Raw genomic sequence first — 18,575 nt, 5'->3', positions numbered from 1 at the left:
GCGCAACGATTTCTGAGGGGGAGTCGTCCAAGTGAGTGGGATCGAGACCAGCGGCGTGAAGAAGCTGATGCTCTTCACCGGCCGCGCCCACCCGGAACTGGCCAAAGAGGTCGCGGCGAACCTCGACGTCGAGCTGACGCCGACCTCCGCCTACGACTTCGCCAACGGTGAGACCTTCGTACGGTTCCTGGAGTCGGTCCGGGGCAGCGACGCGTTCGTGATCCAGAGCCACACCGCGCCGATCAACCAGTGGATCATGGAGCAGCTGATCATGGTGGACGCGCTGAAGCGCGCGTCCGCCAAGCGGATCACCGTGGTCGCGCCGTTCTTCGGCTACGCGCGGCAGGACAAGAAGCACCGCGGCCGCGAGCCGATCTCGGCCCGGCTGATGGCGGACCTGTTCAAGACCGCGGGCGCGGACCGGCTGATCACCGTGGACCTGCACACCGCGCAGATCCAGGGCTTCTTCGACGGCCCGGTCGACCACCTGTTCGCGCTGGACCTGCTGGCCGACCACTTCGAGGACAAGCTGGACCTGTCCCAGGTCACCGTGGTCGCGCCGGACGCGGGCCGGGTGCGGGTCACCGAGCGCTGGTCCGACCGGCTCGGCGGCGTGCCGATGGCGATCATCCACAAGAAGCGCGACCCGGACGTGGCCAACGAGGTCAAGGTGTTCGACGTGGTCGGCGACGTCGAGGGCCGCACCTGCGTGGTGGTCGACGACATGATCGACACCGCGGGCACGATCGTGAAGGCCGCGGACGCGCTGTTCGAGCACGGCGCGACCAAGGTCGTCGTCGCCGCCACCCACGGCGTGCTGTCCGGCCCGGCCGTGGACCGGCTCAAGAACTCGAAGATCTCCGAGGTCGTGCTGACCAACACGCTGCCCATCCCGGAGGACAAGCAGTTCGACAAGCTGACCGTGCTGTCGATCGCCCCGATGGTCGCCCGCGCGATCCACGAGGTCTTCACCGACGGCTCGGTGACCAGCCTGTTCGGCGGTCACAGCTAGTAGGACGCTGTGTTTCAAAGTCCCGGCCCACTGCGCTCGCCTGGCGGCTCGCTCCGTGACCGTGCCTGGGCGAACGCGGCATCGCTTCGCGATCAGCGCGGTGCCGCTCGCCTCCGGCGTCGCGGCATCGCGCTGGTCACGCGTTCGCGGGTGGCCGAGGCCACTTCGAAACAGGCCCTAGGACGCCCTCTGCTGAGCGTTGCCGAGCGCCCGGTCCGCGATGCGGGCCGGGCGCTCGCGCGTCCGGGCGGGGACGCGGCCGCCGGAGGGGTAGGACGGGCCGTCCGAGGGGCGGAACGCGCGGCGCCGGGGCCCTGTAGACGCGTTCGGTGAACGGCGGCTTGAGGACTGGTGGCCCGGGGCGTTCCGGCCATCGGCTAGACTCTTTGAATCCGCGTATGCCCCCGGGTCGGTTCAGTGCGGCCCTGGCAGTGGAACCTGGGCAGGTTCCGCACTCCCCGGAGGAACGCGTAACGAGTCTTCGAGGCGCACGACGCATCGAGCAACGCCTGATTCGCACTGTCCGTAGCGGACGACCGTGCCGGTCGGCCGTGGATCGCAACAACGAGGAGTTTTCGCCGTGTCCGAGGTACGCATCGCCGCCGAGCCGCGCACCGAGTTCGGTAAGGGTGCCGCGCGGCGCACCCGCCGGGCCGGCAAGGTGCCCGCCGTCCTCTACGGCCATGGCACCGACCCCGTCCACATCGCGCTTCCGGGCCACGAGCTCATGCTCGCCCTCAAGACCCCGAACGTGCTGCTGACCATCGACATCCCGGGCAAGGCCGTCGAGCTGGCCCTGCCGAAGGACGTGCAGCGCGACCCGATCAAGGGCTTCCTGGAGCACGTCGACCTGCTCGCGGTGAAGCGCGGCGAGAAGGTCACCGTCGAGATCGCCGTGAACCTGACCGGCGACGTCGTCTCCGGCGGCCTGGTCGCGCAGGAGACCGTGCAGCTGTCGGTCGAGGCCGAGGCCACCCACATCCCCGACGGTGTCGACGTCTCGATCGACGGCCTGGAGATCGGCGCGCAGGTGCACGCCTCCGACGTGAAGCTGCCCGCCGGCTCCACCCTGGTCACCGACCCCGAGACGCTGATCCTGCAGATCAACGACGCGTCGGTCTCCGCCGGCGACACCGAGGGCGAGGCCGCCGAGGGCGAGGCCGCGACCGAGGAGGAGGCCCCGGCCGAGGCCGCCGAGGCGCCCGCCGAGTGACGACCGCTCCGGTCGCCGCTCGAACAGCGCCGCCGGGACCCCGGTCTCTGAGGCCCGGTCCCTGAGACCCGGTCCCCGGCGCTCGAACAGCTGAGAGCACGGCCCCTTCCGGTGCGTCCGCACCGGAAGGGGCCGTGCCCGTTTCCCGAGGAACCGTGGTGAGCACTGATCTGTGGCTGGTCGTGGGGCTGGGCAACCCCGGCCCGTCCTATGCGGGCAACCGGCACAACGCCGGGTTCATGGTCCTGGACGTGCTCGGCGGGCGCGTCGGCGGCAAGTTCAAGTCGCACAAGGCGCGGGCGGACGTCCTCGAAGGGCGGCTCGCGGGCGCGCGCGTCGTGCTGGCCAAGCCGCGCTCGTTCATGAACGTGTCGGGCGGCCCGGTGAAGGCGCTGCGCGACTTCTACAAGGTCCCGGTCGAGCGGACGATCGTGGTGCACGACGAGCTGGACATCCCGTACGGCGCGATCCGCCTCAAGAAGGGCGGCGGCGACAACGGGCACAACGGGCTGCGTTCCATCACCAAGTCCCTCGGGGACAAGGAGTACCTGCGGATCCGCTTCGGCGTGGGCCGCCCGCCCGGCAGAATGGACGCCGCGGACTTCGTCCTCAAGGACTTCTCCGCGGTGGAGCGCCGCGAGCTCGACCTGAACGCCGAGCGCGCGGGCGACGCCGTGGAGGCGCTGATCACCGGCGGTCTGGACGCCGCGCAGAACGAGTTCCACGCCTCCTGAGAAGGTCTTCCCCGCGGGGAGATCGCCCGTAAGATGCATCACAACGTGGTGCATGTGGGCGCATGTGAACCCTGTGGGGTATTCGACCGTCACTGGGGTGTGAGCCGCGTTCCGGGGCAAGTGTTGCAAGGCGGGTGATGTCGGCATGGCCGTGGTGGACGGGCTTCGGTCTGCGAACGGCGAGACCTCAGAGGACGGCGCGTCCTCCGGGGACGGCCGTTCCTCCGGCGGCACGCGGTCGTCCGGGGCGATCCGCGCCCGGTCGGCCGTCCAGCAGTGGACGCGCGCCTACCAGCGGTCCGCGGTCGCGCTCGACGCGCTCGCCATGCTCGTCGCGGGCGGGGTGGCCTTCGCGGCGCGCTTCCCCGGCTTCCCCGACCGGATGACCCTGCCGTACGCGGTGTTCAGCCTGCTCCTGCCCGTGTTCTGGCTGGTCGCGCTGGTGCTGTGCCGGGCCTACCAGCCGCGCTACACCGGGGTCGGGTACGAGGAGTTCCACCGCGTGCTGCGCGCGGGGTTCCTGCTGATCGCGTCGGTCGCGATGGTGTCCTACGCGTTCAAGATCGAGGTGGCCCGCGGGTACGTGGTGCTCGCGCTGCCGCTCGGCGTCTTCCTCTGCCTGGCCGCGCGGTACCGGCTGCGCAAGCGGCTGCACGCGCGGCGCTGGAAGGGCGACTGCATGCGCCGGGTGGTCGCGGTCGGGCACCGCGCGGCGCTGGCCGACCTGATCCGCCTGCTGCGGCAGAAGCGCTACCACGGGATGGCCGTGGTCGCGGTGTGCCTGCCGCCGAACGACAAGGGCGGCCCGGTCGAGAAGGTGCCGGTCGGCGGCGACTTCGCGCAGGTCGCGCAGGTCGTCGAGCGCCTCGGGGCCGACTCGGTCGCGGTGCTGGCCTGCCCGGAGATGGACGGCGTGGCGCTGCGCCGGCTGGCCTGGCAGATCGAGCGGGACGACGTGGAGCTGGCCGTCGCGCCCGCGCTGATGGACGTCGCGGGCCCGCGCATCTCGATCCGCCCGGTGTCGGGGCTGCCGCTGCTGCACGTGGAGCATCCGGAGCTGGACGGCGTCCGCAAGGCGCTGAAGACGCTGCTCGACCGGATGGGCGCGGCGGTGGCGCTGCTGGTGCTGAGCCCGCTGCTGCTGGCGGTCGCCGCGATGATCAAGCTGACCGACCGCGGCCCGGTGCTGTTCAAGCAGGTCCGGGTCGGGCGCGGCGGGCGCGAGTTCACCGTGCTGAAGTTCCGCACGATGGTGGAGGACGCCGAGCACCGCAAGGCCGCGCTGCTGGGCGACAACGAGCACGACGGCGTGCTGTTCAAGATCCGCTCGGACCCGCGGGTGACCCGGGTCGGCCGGATGCTGCGCCGCTACTCGATGGACGAGCTGCCCCAGCTGATCAACGTGCTGCGCGGCGAGATGTCGCTGGTCGGCCCGCGCCCGCCGCTGCCGGAGGAGGTCGCCCGGTACGGCGGCGACGTGTACCGGCGGCTGGTCGTCCGGCCGGGGCTGACCGGGCTGTGGCAGGTCAGCGGGCGGTCCGACCTGAGCTGGGAGGAGTCGGTCCGGCTCGACCTGCGCTACGTGGACAACTGGTCGCTGGCGATGGACCTGCAGATCATGTGGAAGACCTGGTCGGCGGTGTTCCGGGGCTCCGGCGCCTACTAGGCGGGCCGGGCCATCGACCCGCGCTGACGACCCGGGCCGTCCAACGGCGCGGCTTTGGGCACCGGCTCCGGCCGCGTACCCTGCGCTTACCGGGCGGCTTACCCGGCCCCCGGCGTGGGTCGCTCCCCGGTGCCCATGAGATTCTTAACCCAACTGATCGGCTGAGTCGGGAATTGGGGTGTGACGAGCGGGATGACGGACCACGCGCTGGCCGCCGAGCTGGCGTCGGAAGCGGGTCGGCTCCTCCTGGACGTACGGGACGGGCTGGGCTTCGCCGACGCGCGCGCTCTGAAGGACACGGGCGACCTCCGGGCGCACGAGTACCTGATGGCGAGGCTGGCCGAGCGCTGTCCGGGCGACGCCGTGCTCTCCGAGGAAGGCCGCGCGTCGGTCGCGGGCAAGCGGTCCGCCGGGTCGTCCGAGGCGCCGACCGCGAACTCGTCCCTGGCCGACCGGCTGGCCTCCCCGCGCGTCTGGATCGTCGACCCGCTCGACGGCACCCGCGAGTTCGCCGAGGAGGGACGGCTCGACTGGGCCGTCCACGTGGCGCTCTGGACCGGTGACCGCCTCGCGGCGGGCGCCGTCGCCCTGCCCGGACGCGGCGTGACGTTGCACACGACCGGGAGCGGCGCCGCCGTGCTGCCGACCGGTCCCGGCGCGTCCGGATGGACGTCCGATACGGCCGGTTCCGGAGGGCCGGAAGCGGGCCCGCTGGTCGTGCCCGAGCCCGCCGACCCCGGTCGGCTGCGGATCGCGGTGAGCCGCTCGCGGCCGCCCGCGTTCCTCGAAGACCTCGCCAAGCGCGTCCCCGGAGAGCTCGATCTCGTGCCGATCGGGTCGGCGGGCGCGAAGATCTCGGCCGTGCTGCTCGGCGAGGTGGACGCCTACGTCCACGCGGGCGGCCAGTACGAGTGGGACTCGGCCGCACCGGCCGCGGTCGCGCTCGCGGCGGGCTCGCACGCGTCCCGGATCGACGGGTCCCCCCTGGTCTACAACCGGGCCGACCCGCGCCTGCCGGATATCCTGGTGTGCCATCCCGTGTCGGCACCGACGCTGCTGACCGGCATCCGGGACGTTGCCTCATGACTGGCCCCGAAGTCAGGAAGTCCTCACCCATGCAGCGCTGCGATTACCTGCTGTCACAGCTGGACGTGCTGGAAGCCGAGTCCATCCACATCATCCGCGAGGTGGCCGCCGAGTTCGAGCGGCCCGTGCTGCTGTTCTCCGGCGGCAAGGACAGCATCGTGATGCTGCGCCTGGCGGAGAAGGCGTTCTGGCCCGCGCCGATCCCGTTCCCGGTGATGCACGTGGACACCGGCCACAACTTCCCCGAGGTCATCGAGTACCGCGACCGCCGGGCGGCCGACCTCGGCCTGCGCCTGGTCGTGGCGTCCGTGCAGGACTCGATCGACGCCGGGCGGGTGGTGGAGGAGACCGGCCGCCGCGCGTCCCGCAACCGGCTGCAGACCACGACGCTGCTGGACGCGATCGAGGAGCACCGGTTCGACGCCGCGTTCGGCGGCGCCCGCCGCGACGAGGAGAAGGCGCGCGCCAAGGAGCGCGTGGTGTCCTTCCGCGACGAGTTCGGCCAGTGGGACCCCAAGAACCAGCGCCCCGAGCTCTGGAACCTCTACAACACCCGCATCCGGCAGGGCGAGCACGTCCGGGTCTTCCCGCTCTCCAACTGGACCGAGCTGGACATCTGGGACTACGTCCGGCGCGAGGGGCTGGAGCTGCCGCCCATCTACTTCGCGCACACCCGCCGCGTGTTCGAGCGCGACGGCATGCTGCTGGACGCCGAGACCGGCTTCGCCAACCGCGGCGAGGACGAGCCGGAGTTCGAGGCGGTCGTCCGGTACCGCACGGTCGGCGACGCGTCCTGCACGGGCGCGGTGAAGTCGAACGCGGCGACGCTGGAGCAGGTGATGGAGGAGATCGCGGCCACCCGGATCACCGAGCGCGGCCAGACCCGCGCCGACGACCGGTCGTCGGAGGCCGCGATGGAGGACCGCAAGAAGGAGGGCTACTTCTAGTGAGCACCATGACGAGTGCGGGGAAGCCCATGGACATCCTGCGGTTCGCGACGGCGGGCTCGGTGGACGACGGCAAGTCCACGCTGATCGGGCGGCTGCTGTTCGACTCCAAGTCGATCTTCGAGGACCAGCTGGAGGCGGTCGAGCGGACCTCGGCCGACCGCGGCGAGGAGTACACCAACCTCGCGCTGCTCACCGACGGCCTGCGCGCCGAGCGGGAGCAGGGCATCACCATCGACGTGGCGTACCGGTACTTCGCGACGCCGCGCCGCAAGTTCATCATCGCCGACACCCCGGGGCACATCCAGTACACCCGGAACATGGTCACCGGCGCGTCCACCGCCGACCTGGCGATCATCCTGGTGGACGCGCGCAAGGGCATCCTGGAGCAGTCCCGGCGGCACGCGTTCCTGGCGACGCTGCTGAAGGTGCCGCACCTGGTCGTCGCGGTGAACAAGATGGACCTGGTCGACTACGACAAGGCGGTCTACGAGCGGATCGTGGACGAGTTCACCGCGTTCGCCGCCAAGCTCGACATCACCGACCTGACCTTCGTGCCGATCTCGGCGCTGCACGGCGACAACGTGGTGGAGCGCTCGGGGAACATGCCCTGGTACGCGGGCAGCTCGCTGCTGCACCACCTGGAGCACGTGCACATCGCGTCCGACCGGAACCTCATCGACGTGCGGTTCCCGGTGCAGTACGTGATCCGGCCGCACAAGAGCACCGACCCCGAGCTGCACGACTACCGCGGCTACGCGGGGCAGGTCGCGGGCGGCGTGCTGAAGCCGGGCGACGAGGTGGTGCACCTGCCGTCCGGCCTGACCACCACGATCACCCGGATCGACGGCCCCCGCGGCCCGGTGGACGAGGCGTACGCGCCGATGTCGGTGACGCTGCGGCTGGCCGACGACATCGACATCAGCCGCGGCGACATGATCGCCCGGCCGAACAACCGGCCCGAGGTGGCGCAGGACATCGACGCGATGGTCTGCTGGATGACCCCGGACCGGCAGCTCACGCCGCGCTCGAAGCTGACCCTCAAGCACACCACCCGCACGGCGCGCGCGATGGTCAAGGACCTGCACTACCGGCTCGACGTCAACACCCTGCACCGGGACGAGGACGCGACCGGCCTCGGCCTGAACGAGATCGGCCGCGTCTCGCTGCGCGTCACCCAGCCGCTGTTCGTGGACGACTACTCCCGCAACCGGCTGACCGGCGGCTTCATCCTGATCGACGAGGCCACCAACAACACGGTCGCGGCCGGAATGATCATCTCCGCCCGCTAGCGGGTGGTCCCGGCTCGGCACGCCGACCTCCGTCCGCGTGCCGAGCCGGCGCTTTCTCCGGACGCCTCGCCGACGCGCCGGGCGGGAGTCGTCTCGGGACTCCTCACGTCCGCGCGGGACGGGGGTCATCGCGGGACGCTGACGGCGCGTTCGCGGTCGGTGCCGGGGTTGGCGGCGAGCAGGCCGGCGCCGAGCGGCGTCACGCAGTGCAGGACGTTGCGGCCGTCCCGCATGGACGTGGTGAGCCCGGCGTCCCGCAGCCGCGCCGCGTGCACCGACGCGGTCGGCGCGGAGACGCCGAGCCGCCGCGCCAGTTCGGTCGTGGACGCGGGCGAGCCGTCGAGGGCCCGCAGCGTCCGGGCGCGTCCGGTGCCGAGCAGGGCCTCCAGGCCGCCCGCCCCGGCCGGTCCGGCCTCCGGCAGCGCCGAGTAGATCAGGATCGGCTGGTGCGCGGCGTCGATGACCGGGTGCAGGCCGTCCCGGCCGAAGGCGCAGGGCATCAGCCGGAACCCGGCGCCGTCCGGATGGCGTTCGAGGCCGGGCGCGGTCGTTCCGGCGACCAGGTGCCCGTCCTGCCAGGTCAGCTCCGGGTGCAGGGTCCGCAGCACCGCGACGGGCCCGCCGGTGAGCATCGTCTCGGTGCGGTGCCCGAGGTCGGCCCGCAGGGTCCGGCGGATGTCCGCCCAGTCGTCGGCCATGCAGGCCCTGAACAGCGCCCGGACCGAGTCCACCAGGCCCGGGACGTCGTGCGGCCCGGCCGCCTCCAGCCGTTCGAGCTCCTGGTCGAGCGTGGGCTCCAGCACGCCGTCCACCGCGGGCGGCAGCAGGGAGGACGGTGTGCGCTCGGGATCGGCCGCGAGCATCGCCACCAGCCGCGCGCTCGTCCCTGGCACGTTCCTGCGCGCCGTCCGCCACCACTGCTGCCGCAGCCCGGACCGCACGCTGCACGCGCTGCCCTGCACCCCGTGCACCAGGTGGCCCAGCGGCGAGATGGCGAACCGCGTGTTCGCGAGATCGGCCGCGTCGAACCGGATGATCGGCACCCCCGCACTCCCTTCCCCGTGATCCGCCCGAATGGATCATGCGTCAGGAACCGCCCCTCCGGCGCGGCCACTTCAGGACGCAAGCAAACGCGCAAATACCGCCCAATTCGGTGTTGGGGGTGTGCGACCTGCCGTCCTTCGAGCGCCCCGGGCTGTCCATCGATTAGGCCGAGCCCCTAATCGGTGGATGATCGCTCCGCCCCGGCGCACTCTTTCGACGGGACGACCATCCGCACGGAAGGGGAACGATCATGCGACGAGCGCACCTGGCGGTCGGCACCGCGGGGTTGGCGGCGGGGCTGGCGCTGGCGGGGACGGCCCTCGCGGGCCCGGCGGGCGCCGAGTCCGGCGGTGGCTGCACCACGCTGCTGACCTCGGGCGGCCAGTACCTGCGGACCTGCATCGGGACGTCCGGACCGGCCATCGTGGCGAGCGCGAGCGTCTCCGGCACGAACGCGGCCGGGATGCGGATCTGCGTGACGATCAACAACCTGCCGCAGAACTGCGCCACGGTCACCGGGACGACCGGGACCGTCACCAAGACCATCCCGGCCGCGCCCGGCTCGTACACCGCGCGGGGCACCTACCAGACGTCCACGGCGGTGATCACGAGCCTGAGCCCGACGCTCACGATCTGAGCCCGGGCGACCCGCGCCGCTGGCTGCTTGTGGTCAGGGGGAAGCGTGGCGGGGAAGCGTTTCGGGGCCGGTACTGTCGAGGAGTCCTTCCCTCGGGGTCCCTGGAGCCGCTGTGTACCCTCTCGTTTCCCCCCGGCCCGGTGGGGGAGCGCCGTGAAGGCGCTCGTCCTGGCGGGCGGTTCCGGCTCGCGGCTGCGGCCGATCACGCACACCTCGGCCAAGCAGCTGGTGCCGGTGGCGAACAAGCCGGTGCTGTTCTACGGGCTGGAGGCCCTGCGGGACGCCGGTGTCCGCGAGGTCGGGATCGTCGTCGGCGACACCGCCGCCGAGATCCAGGACGCGGTCGGCGACGGGTCGGCGTTCGGCCTGGAGGTCACCTACCTGCCGCAGGACGCGCCGCGCGGGCTCGCGCACGCCGTCCTGATCGCCCGCGAGTACCTCGGCGACGACGACTTCGTGATGTACCTCGGCGACAACTTCGTGGTCGGCGGGATCAACGAGATCGTCCAGCGGTTCCGGGACGAGCGCCCCGACGCGCAGATCATGCTCACCAAGGTCTCCGACCCGCGCGCGTTCGGCGTCGCCGAGCTGGACGCCGCCGGGCGCGTCGTCGGCCTGGAGGAGAAGCCGCGGCGGCCCAAGAGCGACCTGGCGCTCGTCGGGGTCTACATCTTCGGCGCGCGCGTGCACGAGGCCGTCGCCCGGCTGAAGCCGTCCTGGCGGGACGAGCTGGAGATCACCGACGCGATCCAGGGGCTGATCGACGCGGGCCACCGGGTCGACTCCACGGTGATCTCCGGCTACTGGAAGGACACCGGCAACGTCACCGACATGCTGGAGGTCAACCGGCTGGTGCTGGAGGGCGTCGAGCCGTCCGTGCAGGGCACCGTGGACGCGTCGTCCGAGCTGATCGGGCGGGTCGTGGTCGAGCCGGGAGCGACCGTGACCGGGTCCCGGATCGTCGGGCCGGTGATCGTCGGCGCCGGGTCGGTGGTGCGCGACTCCTACCTCGGGCCGTTCACCTCGATCGACCGGGACTGCCGGCTGATCGACAGCGAGATCGAGTACTCGATCGTGCTGCGCGGCGCGTCCATCGACGGGGTGGGCCGGATCGAGTGCTCGCTGATCGGCCGGGAGGCCGAGGTGACGCCCGCGCCGCACGTGCCCCGCGCGCACCGGCTCGTCCTCGGCGACCACAGCAAGGTGCAGATCAGGCAGTGAGGAGGCAAGCAGTGAGGGTGACCAGACGGTGAGGGTTGGCGGGCAGTGAGGGTTGGCGGGCGATGAGAGTTCTGGTGACCGGCGGGGCCGGGTTCATCGGGTCCCAGTACGTGCGGGACGTCGTGTCCGGGGCGTTCCCGGAGTTCGCGGGGGCGCGGGTGACCGTGCTCGACCGGCTGACCTACGCGGGCAACCTCGCCAACCTCGACCCGGTCGAGGGCGGGTTCGACTTCGTGCACGGCGACGTGTGCGACGCCGGGCTGCTCGCCGAGGTCGTGCCGGGCCACGACGTGGTGGTCAACTTCGCGGCCGAGTCGCACGTGGACCGGTCGATCGCGAGCGCCGGGGAGTTCGTCCGGACGAACGTGCAGGGCGTCCAGGCGATCATGCAGGCGTGCCTGGACGCGGGCGTGCCCCGGGTCGTCCAGGTGTCCACCGACGAGGTGTACGGCAGCATCGACGCGGGCTCGTGGGACGAGTCCGCGCCGCTCGCGCCCCGGTCGCCGTACTCGGCGGCGAAGGCCGGCGGCGACATGATCGCGCGGGCGTACGCGGTGACGCACGGCCTGCCGGTGTCGATCACGCGCTGCGGCAACAACTACGGGCCGTACCAGTTCCCCGAGAAGGTCGTCCCGCTGTTCGTGACGAACCTGATGGACGGCCTGACCGTGCCGCTCTACGGCGACGGCGGGAACGTCCGCGACTGGATCCACGCCGCCGACCACTGCCGGGGCATCCAGGTCGTCGCCGAGCGCGGCGAGCCGGGCGAGGTCTACCACATCGCGGGCACGGCGGAGCTGACCAACCTGGAGCTCACGCAGCGGCTCCTGGACGCCCTGGGCGCGGGCTGGGACCGCGTCGAGCGCGTCCCCGACCGCAAGGGCCACGACCGCCGCTACTCGCTCGACGACACCAAGCTCCGCGCGCTCGGCTACGCGCCCCAGGTCGCGTTCGAGGACGGGCTCGCCGAGACCGTCCAGTGGTACGCCGACCGCCGCGACTGGTGGGAGCCGCTGAAGAAGCGGGCCGAGGACGCGCGGTGAAGTGCCTGGTCACCGGTGCCGACGGGATGCTCGGCACCGATCTCGCCGCGCGCCTGCCCGGCGCGGTCGCGCTGGACCGCGCGTCCCTCGACCTGACCGACGCGGACGCCGTCCGCGAGGCCGTCGCCGTGCACCGGCCGGACGCGGTCGTCAACTGCGCCGCCTGGACGGCCGTGGACGACGCCGAGGCCCGCGAGGACGACGCGCTCGCGATCAACGGCACGGCAGTCGGGCACCTGGCCGAGGCGTGCCGCGAGGCCGGCGCGCGCCTCGTCCAGCTCTCGACCGACTACGTCTTCCCAGGTCACGGCCCCTACGGCGAAGACGACCCGACCGGGCCGATCAACGCCTACGGCCGCACCAAGCTCGCGGGCGAGCAGGCCGCCCTCGCGTACGAGCGGTCCTACGTCGTCCGGACGGCCTGGCTGTACGGCGCGCACGGGCCGAACTTCGTCGCGACCATGGCCCGGCTGGCCGCCGAGCGCGACACGGTCGACGTCGTCGACGACCAGCGCGGCCAGCCCACCTGGACGGGCGACCTCGCCGACCGGATCGTCCGGTTGGTCGCGTCCGACGCGCCCTTCGGGATCTACCACGGCACCAACGCGGGCGAGACGACCTGGTTCGGCCTGGCGCGCGAGGTGTTCGCGCTGCTCGGGCACGATCCGGAGCGCGTGCGGCCTACGACGACGGACCGGTTCCCGCGTCCGGCGCGGCGACCGTCCAACAGCGTCCTCGGCCATAAGGGATGGGACCGCGCGGGCATGGAGCCCATGCGCGACTGGCGCGAAGCCCTCCACGCCGCCTGGCCGGAACTCCGCTAGACGAACGTCGCGCCGAGCTTGGCGTAGTAGGCGAGGCAGTCCCGGTAGTCGGGGAGCAGGCCCGCGTCGAGGGCCTCCTTGAGGGACGGCGCGGCGGCGTCCCGGTCCGACATCACGATCTCGACATCGGACGGCCACTCGATGCCGAGGTCCGGGTCGAGCGGGTGGACGCCGTGCTCACGCGCGGGCGTGTACGGCTCCGAGCACAGGTACATCGCGGTCGTGCCGTCCTCCAGCGAGAGGAACGCGTGGCCGAGGCCCTCGGCTAGGTACATGCAGCGCCGGTTGTCCTCGTCGAGGCGGACCGCGTCCCACTGGCCGAAGGTCGGCGAGCCGACGCGCAGGTCAACCGCGACATCGAGCAGCGCGCCGCGCACGCAGCTGAGATACTTGGCCTGGCCAGGCGGGACGTCGGCGAAGTGCACGCCCCGCAGCACGCCCCGCGCCGAGACCGAGCAGTTCGCCTGCTCCAGCTTCATGTCGTGGCCGAGCCGCTCGCGCATGGCGTCCGCCCGGAACCACTCGTGGAAGGACCCGCGCCGGTCGCCGTGAACGCGGGGGGAGACGAGAAACGCCCCTTTGATGCCAAGTGGTTCCACATGCGCAAGAATGCCACACGGTCGGTCGTGGAGAGGCAGGTCACATCGTGCCATCGAGCGCCCCGCGCGTCGCGCGGACGGAGGCCTCCTTCGTCGTGAGGACCGCGGTCCTCGCCGGCTGCGCGGTCCTGCCGGCCGCGCTCGCCGGGACACCCGCGGCGGCCGCCGCGCCGAACCCCGTGCCGACCTCGTCCCCGCAGGCGTCGCAGGCGTTCCGGGCCGAGGACGCGCGGCTCTCCGACCCCGGCGCGCTGGCCAGGGGGATCGCCCATCCGGACGTGTGGTGGACGCTCGACGCCCGCAAGGCGCGGGTGTTCGCGGTCGGCGACGACGGCCGGACGAAGGCGTCCTTCACCGTCCCCGGGACGCGCGGCTGGGACACGCTCGCCGTCGTCAAGGGCGACGGCGGCGCGGGCACGCTCTACCTCGCCGACCTCAACGGGACGGGCGCCAAGCACGACACCCTCACCTTCTACAAGGTGCCGGAACCGGCCAAGCTCGCGGACGGCGCGCTGGCCGCCAAGGCGTACCAGGTGACCTATCCGGACGGTGCGCACGAGGCGGGCACCGTCCTCGGCGACCCGTCCGAGCAGCGGCTGTACGTGGTCACGCGCGCGGCGGGCGCGGCGTCGGTGTACGCGCTGCCCGCCGCGCTCGGCTCGCGCGTGGTGAACCGGCTGACGCGGGTGCGGCGGCTGCCGTTCGGCGTGCGCGGCGGCGCGTTCGCCCCGGACGGACGCGTCGTGCTGCGCGGCACCGGCGACGTCCGGGTGCTCGCCGGGATCCGCGACAAGGTCACCCAGGTGCTGCGGACGTCCGCGAAGGGCGATGCGGTCGCCGTCGCCCCGGACGGGCGGCACGTGCTGATCGCCGAGTCCGGCGCGCATCCGCGCGTGTTCGCGCTGCCGCTGTCGGACGCCCCGAGCCCGCAGACCGAGAGCGCCACCCCGGTGCCCGGCCGCGCCGCTGCCGATCCGATGCCGGGCGGCGGGGAGTACCGCCCGGTGAAGCAGACGCTGCCGGGCGGGATGCTCGGCACCGGCTCGCTGGCCGGGCTCGTCGTGCTAGGTGCGGTGGGGGGCGGACTCTATCTCCGGGGCCGCCGGCGCGTCCGCCACTGAGACACCCGGCACCGAGGCGCCCGGCAACGTGGTGCCCGGCACCGAGATGCCCGGGACGGAGACCAGGACGCGCGGGGGCTCGTCCGCCGTCCGGAAGCGGCCGCGGCGCAGCGCCTCGGTGAAGGCGACCAGGAGCAGCAGCCAGATGCCCGACACGTTCGCGGGCATCGCCAGGCCCTCGGTGGTGATGCCGTCCACCAGGAAGAACGCCAGGATGCCGAGCAGCGTCCCGGCGTCGCCGCGCAGCTCCCGCCGCCGGACGAGGGTGACCAGGACGGTGCCGAGCGTGAGCAGCAGCGCGACGAACAGGGCCGTCCCGACCGTCCCGTTGTCGACCAGGGCGTTCACGAACGCGTTGTGCCCGCCGCCGAGCCCGATGTCCTGGAGGAACAGCCCGCGCGACGCGCCCAGCCCGTGCCCGAAGATCGGCTTCTCCTGGTAGGCGCGCATGGCGAGCGTCCACAGGTCGGTGCGCGAGTTCAGGGACGCGAGCTTGTCGGCCGTCTCGCCGCGCGCCACGAAGTTCATGATCTTGTCGGCGAAGGCGAGCACCCCGACCGCGCCGACCGCCCCGCCGATCACGACCAGGTCGATCCGGCCGCGCGGGCCGCGCGCGGTCGCCATCAGTACCAGCAGCCCGGCCGCGGCACCGGCCGCCGCACCGCGCGTCCCGGTCGCGACCAGCGCGCCCATCAGCACCAGCAGCACGGCCGCGTACACCAGCGGCGGCCAGCCGCGCGCCTGCTCGCCGTACCGGCGGCTGCGGATCAGCAGCCCGAACACCAGCAGCACCGCGATGCCGAGGTACACGCCCGCGATCACCGGGTGCACGTACAGCCAGTTGAACCGGGTGAGGGTCTGCGGCGTCCGCGGGAACGGGTGCGCCACGCCGATCGCGACCGAGCCGAGCACCACGATCACGAACGCGTGCGCGAGCCGGTGCAGGTCGGCGACCGTGGCGCGGGTCGCGAGCACCTGCACCAGCGCCATCGTGACCAGCAGCTGCGCGCCCCGGACGACGCCGAGCGACATGAACGGCGACCACAGCGCCGACATCGCCACGTACCCGGTGAACGCCCACGCCGCGAACAGCAGCCCGGTCGTCCGGCGGACCGGCGGCCGCATCCCGAACCGCCAGTACAGGTAGAGCGCGGCGAGGCCGTAGACGCCGATCTCCAGGAAGACCGTGAGGTCCGGGCTGCCGCCGACCGTCTCGTCCACCGGACGGCTGCGCAGCTTGTAGTCGCTGGCCAGCATCAGCGCCATCGGCAGCAGCACCGCCCAGCGGTGGCCCGCTTCGAGGACCACGGCCGGGCGGCGGACGGCCGGACGGGGGAAAAGGGAAGGCATCGCTCCCACAGGATAGGCGGGGTCGCGCGCGCAACTACGCTGTCAGCGTGAATCGCGACCACCTCCCCGCCCCGGTCATCGGCGCCGGCCGGACCCTGATCCGCCGCTACGGGATGACGACCGCGGCCCTCCGGCCAGGACCCGACTTCCTGCTGATCGGCGCGAAACGGGGCGGTTCCACGTCGCTGTACTACGGCCTGCTCGAACACCCGCGGATCATGCCGCTGTTCCCGAGCGCCCGCCTGCTGCCCAAGCGGAACGACACCAAGGGCGTCCACTACTTCGACTCGCACTACGAGCTGGGCGACGCCTGGTACCGGTCCCACTTCCCGGCCGTCGCCGCCCGCCGCGCCGCGTCCCGCCGCGCAGGCGGCCGCGTCCTCGTCGGCGAGGGCTCGCCCTACTACCTGTTCCACCCACTGGCCGCCGAACGCGCCGGACGCGACGTCCCGGACACCAAGATCCTGCTCATCCTGCGGGACCCGGTCGAGCGCGCCTTCTCGCACTATCGCGAGCGCCGCCGCCAGAACGCCGAAGACCTCCCGACCTTCGAGGACGCCCTGGCCGCCGAGGCCGACCGCCTGGCCGGCGAGGCGGACAAGATCCGCACCTGCCCCGGCTACCGCAGCTACGCCCACGAGCAGCAGTCGTACCGCGCGCAGAGCGAGTACGCCCCCCACCTGCGCCGCTGGCTCCTGCACTTCCCGCCCGAGCGCGTCCACGTCCTGGTCGCCGAGGAGTTCTACGCCGACCAGCAGAAGGCCATCGACGAGGTCGCGACCTTCCTGGGCCTCCCCAAGGCCCCCCTCCCCAAGGCCGCCTCCAAGGTCTGGAACCCGGCCCCCAGCGCCGACCTGAAGCCCGAAACCCGCCAATCCCTAGCCGAGCACTACGCCCCCTTCAACGCCGACCTAGAAAAGCTCCTAGGCCGCTCCCTCCCCTGGACCAAGCCCTAACGGCCTTGTCAAAGCCGCGCATCGCTCCGCGATGCGCGGCGTAATCGGGCGGGCCTTGTGGGGATTGGGTTAGGGGCGCCAGGCGCCTTGTTGCTGGGCTCCGGCGGGTCTGCCGATCAGGCGGGCTATGTCGGCGGGGAGGGGGAGGGGGCCCTTCGACTTCTCTTGGCCGGTGGCGTTGCGGAACTCGTCTTCGTCTTTGAAGCTTTTTGGGTCGCCCTGGTCGACTGGCCAGATGACCAGGACGGACGGGTCGGTGGAGTCGCTGCGGGTGTAGGTGTTGCCGTCTACGGTGAGGCCGAGTTGGGATGCCGGGCGCTGGTGGGTGGTGTCCTCGACGCAGAGGAGGCAGGTGGAGCCGTCGCGGCCGAGGGCGATGAGGTTGTTCGCGATGACGACGCGGCCGATGCGCCAGGTCATCGCGGGGCTGGGCGGGCGGCGGGGGTCGCGGCCGGTGGCGTGGGCGGGGGCGGTCGGGTCGTCGCCGCGGTGGTCCTGGATCAGGTGCAGGTTCCGGGTGTTGCGGGTCAGGGTGTTGTTCCAGACCCGCACCTCGGAGGTGTCGTTGATCTTCAGGCCGTCGCCGCCGTTGTCGCCGACGACGTTGTCGGCGATCACGGCCTGCGCGCACAGCTCCAGCACCAGGCCGTGGTCGGTGTTGCGGACGACCCGGAGCCCGGTGACGGTGATGTCCTGCACCGACTCGTCGAACCAGAGGCCCTTGCCGCGGTTGTCGGCGACCACGCCGCCGAGCACCGCGATCCGCCGGGACCGGGTGATCTTGATGCCGCCGGAGACCGGCGCGGCGCGGAAGTGCTCGGTGTTGTTGCCGCGCGCGAGGACGTTCACCATCCGCAGGTCGTCGGCGTAGTTGGCGTGCATGCCGAGCATCCCGGAGCGGAGCGCGGTGATCCCGCGCAGCCGTGCGTGCGGGGCGTCCACCGAGATCCCGGTGGACGCGGAGTCGGTGATCACCACGTTCTCGACGACGATGCCGGGGCCGAGCACCTTCACCGAGCCGAGCTGCGGGATGGACGTGGCGTACCGGCGCACGCCGATGCCGCGCAGCACCGAGCCCTCGCCCTGGAGCGTGACGGCCTCCTGGAGCGTGCTCGCCCGCACCTCGTGCCCGGACGGGTCGGTCCCGAGCAGCAGCCGGTGCTCGTCCAGGTCGACGAAGAACGTGCCCGGTTTGACCTGGTCGGCGGACGCGACCTGCTGCTGCGCCGCGCCGTCCACCCACACCTGCTCGGGGTGCGAGGCCATCGGGTACGCGGGGTCGAGGAACTTGAAGGCGGGGTTGTCGCCGTCGTCGGCGCCCTTGGTGTAGCTGGGGCTGTCGTCGAAGCGGTGGTTCCAGCCGTCCGCCTGCCAGACCTGGCCGGACGGCTTCCAGGACGCGAGGCGTGAGCTGCCGTCCAGCCACACCGGCTCGCCGGGATGCGCCTGGATCGTGAGCCGCCGCCCCTCCGGGACGGTCACGGACTCGTGGTAGACGCCGCGCCGCAGCACGATCGTGCCGCCGTCGGGCGCGCGGGAGATCGCGGCGGCGAGGGTGCGCAGCGGCGCGGACGGCGTTCCGGGCGCGCCGTCGCTGCCGTCCGGCGCGACGATCACCGCGCCGCGCGGGACGCGGTAGGCCGTCCGGCCGACCGGCGCCGAGCCGGCTCCGGCCTCCGCCTGCGCGGCGGGCGCGGTGCGCACGGCCTGCGGGGTGGCCTCGGAGCTCTGCCGGAACGCCTGCTGCCAGCCCACGACGCCGCCCGCGACGACCGGGACGGCGATGGCCGCGGCCATCCAGAGGCGGGCGGATCGGGTGAGTGCCACGCG

Annotated in this window: 17 protein-coding genes; 13 read left to right on the top strand and 4 right to left on the bottom strand. The window is 72.5% G+C overall.

Annotated features, from left to right (window positions below; all coding sequences use genetic code 11):
* Positions 1 to 31 precede the first annotated feature (31 nt).
* The 7 genes from FHU30_RS10950 (at position 32) to FHU30_RS10920 (ending at position 7,950) form a co-directional block, all read left to right on the top strand.
* The gene (locus FHU30_RS10950) at positions 32 to 1,012 is read left to right on the top strand and encodes a ribose-phosphate diphosphokinase (RefSeq protein WP_308211260.1); all 981 of its coding nucleotides are present in this window, start codon (positions 32 to 34) and stop codon (positions 1,010 to 1,012) included.
* A gap of 580 nt (positions 1,013 to 1,592) precedes the next feature.
* Positions 1,593 to 2,225, top strand: coding sequence for a 50S ribosomal protein L25/general stress protein Ctc (locus FHU30_RS10945; RefSeq protein WP_253874629.1), 633 nt, complete (start codon positions 1,593 to 1,595; stop codon positions 2,223 to 2,225).
* Positions 2,226 to 2,383: 158 nt separating this feature from the next.
* On the top strand, positions 2,384 to 2,959 hold the full coding sequence (gene pth / locus FHU30_RS10940) for an aminoacyl-tRNA hydrolase (RefSeq protein ID WP_253874628.1): 576 nt from the start codon (positions 2,384 to 2,386) through the stop codon (positions 2,957 to 2,959).
* Between the two features lie 145 nt (positions 2,960 to 3,104).
* Positions 3,105 to 4,625: a sugar transferase gene (locus FHU30_RS10935; RefSeq protein WP_301322944.1), complete on the top strand. Its 1,521-nt coding sequence runs from the start codon at positions 3,105 to 3,107 to the stop codon at positions 4,623 to 4,625.
* 192 nt (positions 4,626 to 4,817) lie between these two features.
* A complete protein-coding gene (locus tag FHU30_RS10930; protein ID WP_253874626.1) occupies positions 4,818 to 5,711 on the top strand; it encodes a 3'(2'),5'-bisphosphate nucleotidase CysQ in 894 nt (297 codons plus the stop codon).
* A gap of 29 nt (positions 5,712 to 5,740) precedes the next feature.
* A complete protein-coding gene (gene cysD, locus FHU30_RS10925; protein ID WP_253874624.1) occupies positions 5,741 to 6,658 on the top strand; it encodes a sulfate adenylyltransferase subunit CysD in 918 nt (305 codons plus the stop codon).
* 29 nt (positions 6,659 to 6,687) lie between these two features.
* Positions 6,688 to 7,950, top strand: a complete 1,263-nt coding sequence (locus FHU30_RS10920) for a sulfate adenylyltransferase subunit 1 (RefSeq protein ID WP_253875302.1) — start codon at positions 6,688 to 6,690, stop codon at positions 7,948 to 7,950.
* Positions 7,951 to 8,075: 125 nt separating this feature from the next.
* Here the strand turns inward: FHU30_RS10920 and FHU30_RS47000 are convergent, their stop codons facing one another.
* A complete protein-coding gene (locus FHU30_RS47000) occupies positions 8,076 to 8,993 on the bottom strand; it encodes an ArsR/SmtB family transcription factor (protein ID WP_253874622.1) in 918 nt (305 codons plus the stop codon).
* A gap of 251 nt (positions 8,994 to 9,244) precedes the next feature.
* On the opposite strand from FHU30_RS47000, the gene FHU30_RS10910 reads away from it, so the two are divergent.
* From FHU30_RS10910 to rfbD, 4 genes are all read left to right on the top strand, one after another.
* Positions 9,245 to 9,631, top strand: a complete 387-nt coding sequence (locus FHU30_RS10910; protein WP_253874621.1) for a hypothetical protein — start codon at positions 9,245 to 9,247, stop codon at positions 9,629 to 9,631.
* Positions 9,632 to 9,784: 153 nt separating this feature from the next.
* Positions 9,785 to 10,852 (top strand): glucose-1-phosphate thymidylyltransferase, encoded by a 1,068-nt coding sequence (locus FHU30_RS10905; protein ID WP_253874619.1) that lies wholly within the window; start codon positions 9,785 to 9,787, stop codon positions 10,850 to 10,852.
* Between the two features lie 62 nt (positions 10,853 to 10,914).
* Complete coding sequence (gene rfbB / locus FHU30_RS10900) at positions 10,915 to 11,895, top strand: dTDP-glucose 4,6-dehydratase (protein WP_253874617.1); 981 nt, start codon at positions 10,915 to 10,917, stop codon at positions 11,893 to 11,895.
* Positions 11,892 to 12,719 carry a dTDP-4-dehydrorhamnose reductase gene (gene rfbD, locus FHU30_RS10895; RefSeq protein ID WP_253874615.1) on the top strand — a complete coding sequence of 276 codons (828 nt, stop codon included), beginning with the start codon at positions 11,892 to 11,894 and terminating at the stop codon, positions 12,717 to 12,719. Before rfbB ends, rfbD begins: the two co-directional genes overlap by 4 nt.
* Here rfbD and FHU30_RS10890 read toward each other — a convergent pair.
* Complete coding sequence (locus FHU30_RS10890) at positions 12,716 to 13,318, bottom strand: dTDP-4-dehydrorhamnose 3,5-epimerase family protein (RefSeq protein ID WP_253874613.1); 603 nt, start codon at positions 13,316 to 13,318, stop codon at positions 12,716 to 12,718. The genes rfbD and FHU30_RS10890 overlap by 4 nt on opposite strands.
* A 95-nt stretch (positions 13,319 to 13,413) precedes the next feature.
* Here FHU30_RS10890 and FHU30_RS10885 point away from each other — a divergent pair, with 95 nt between their 5' ends.
* Complete coding sequence (locus tag FHU30_RS10885; RefSeq protein WP_253874611.1) at positions 13,414 to 14,439, top strand: YncE family protein; 1,026 nt, start codon at positions 13,414 to 13,416, stop codon at positions 14,437 to 14,439.
* On the opposite strand, the gene FHU30_RS10880 is transcribed toward FHU30_RS10885, so the two are convergent.
* A complete protein-coding gene (locus FHU30_RS10880; RefSeq protein ID WP_253874609.1) occupies positions 14,383 to 15,789 on the bottom strand; it encodes an O-antigen ligase family protein in 1,407 nt (468 codons plus the stop codon). The two genes, FHU30_RS10885 and FHU30_RS10880, sit on opposite strands and share 57 nt — an antisense overlap.
* A gap of 47 nt (positions 15,790 to 15,836) precedes the next feature.
* Between FHU30_RS10880 and FHU30_RS10875 the strand changes: the two genes are divergently transcribed.
* Entirely contained in the window at positions 15,837 to 16,745 is a 909-nt protein-coding gene (locus FHU30_RS10875) for a sulfotransferase (RefSeq protein WP_253874607.1), read from the top strand.
* A gap of 69 nt (positions 16,746 to 16,814) precedes the next feature.
* Here FHU30_RS10875 and FHU30_RS10870 read toward each other — a convergent pair whose 3' ends face one another.
* Positions 16,815 to 18,572 carry a right-handed parallel beta-helix repeat-containing protein gene (locus tag FHU30_RS10870; protein ID WP_253874605.1) on the bottom strand — a complete coding sequence of 586 codons (1,758 nt, stop codon included), beginning with the start codon at positions 18,570 to 18,572 and terminating at the stop codon, positions 16,815 to 16,817.
* Between the last annotated feature and the right edge of the window lie 3 nt (positions 18,573 to 18,575).

The organism is Actinomadura rupiterrae (assembly GCF_024172125.1).
GTDB classification, from domain to species: Bacteria; Actinomycetota; Actinomycetes; order Streptosporangiales; family Streptosporangiaceae; genus Spirillospora; species Spirillospora rupiterrae.
Note: the sequence above shows the minus strand (reverse complement) of the source record. Positions and strands in the feature narration are given on the sequence as shown.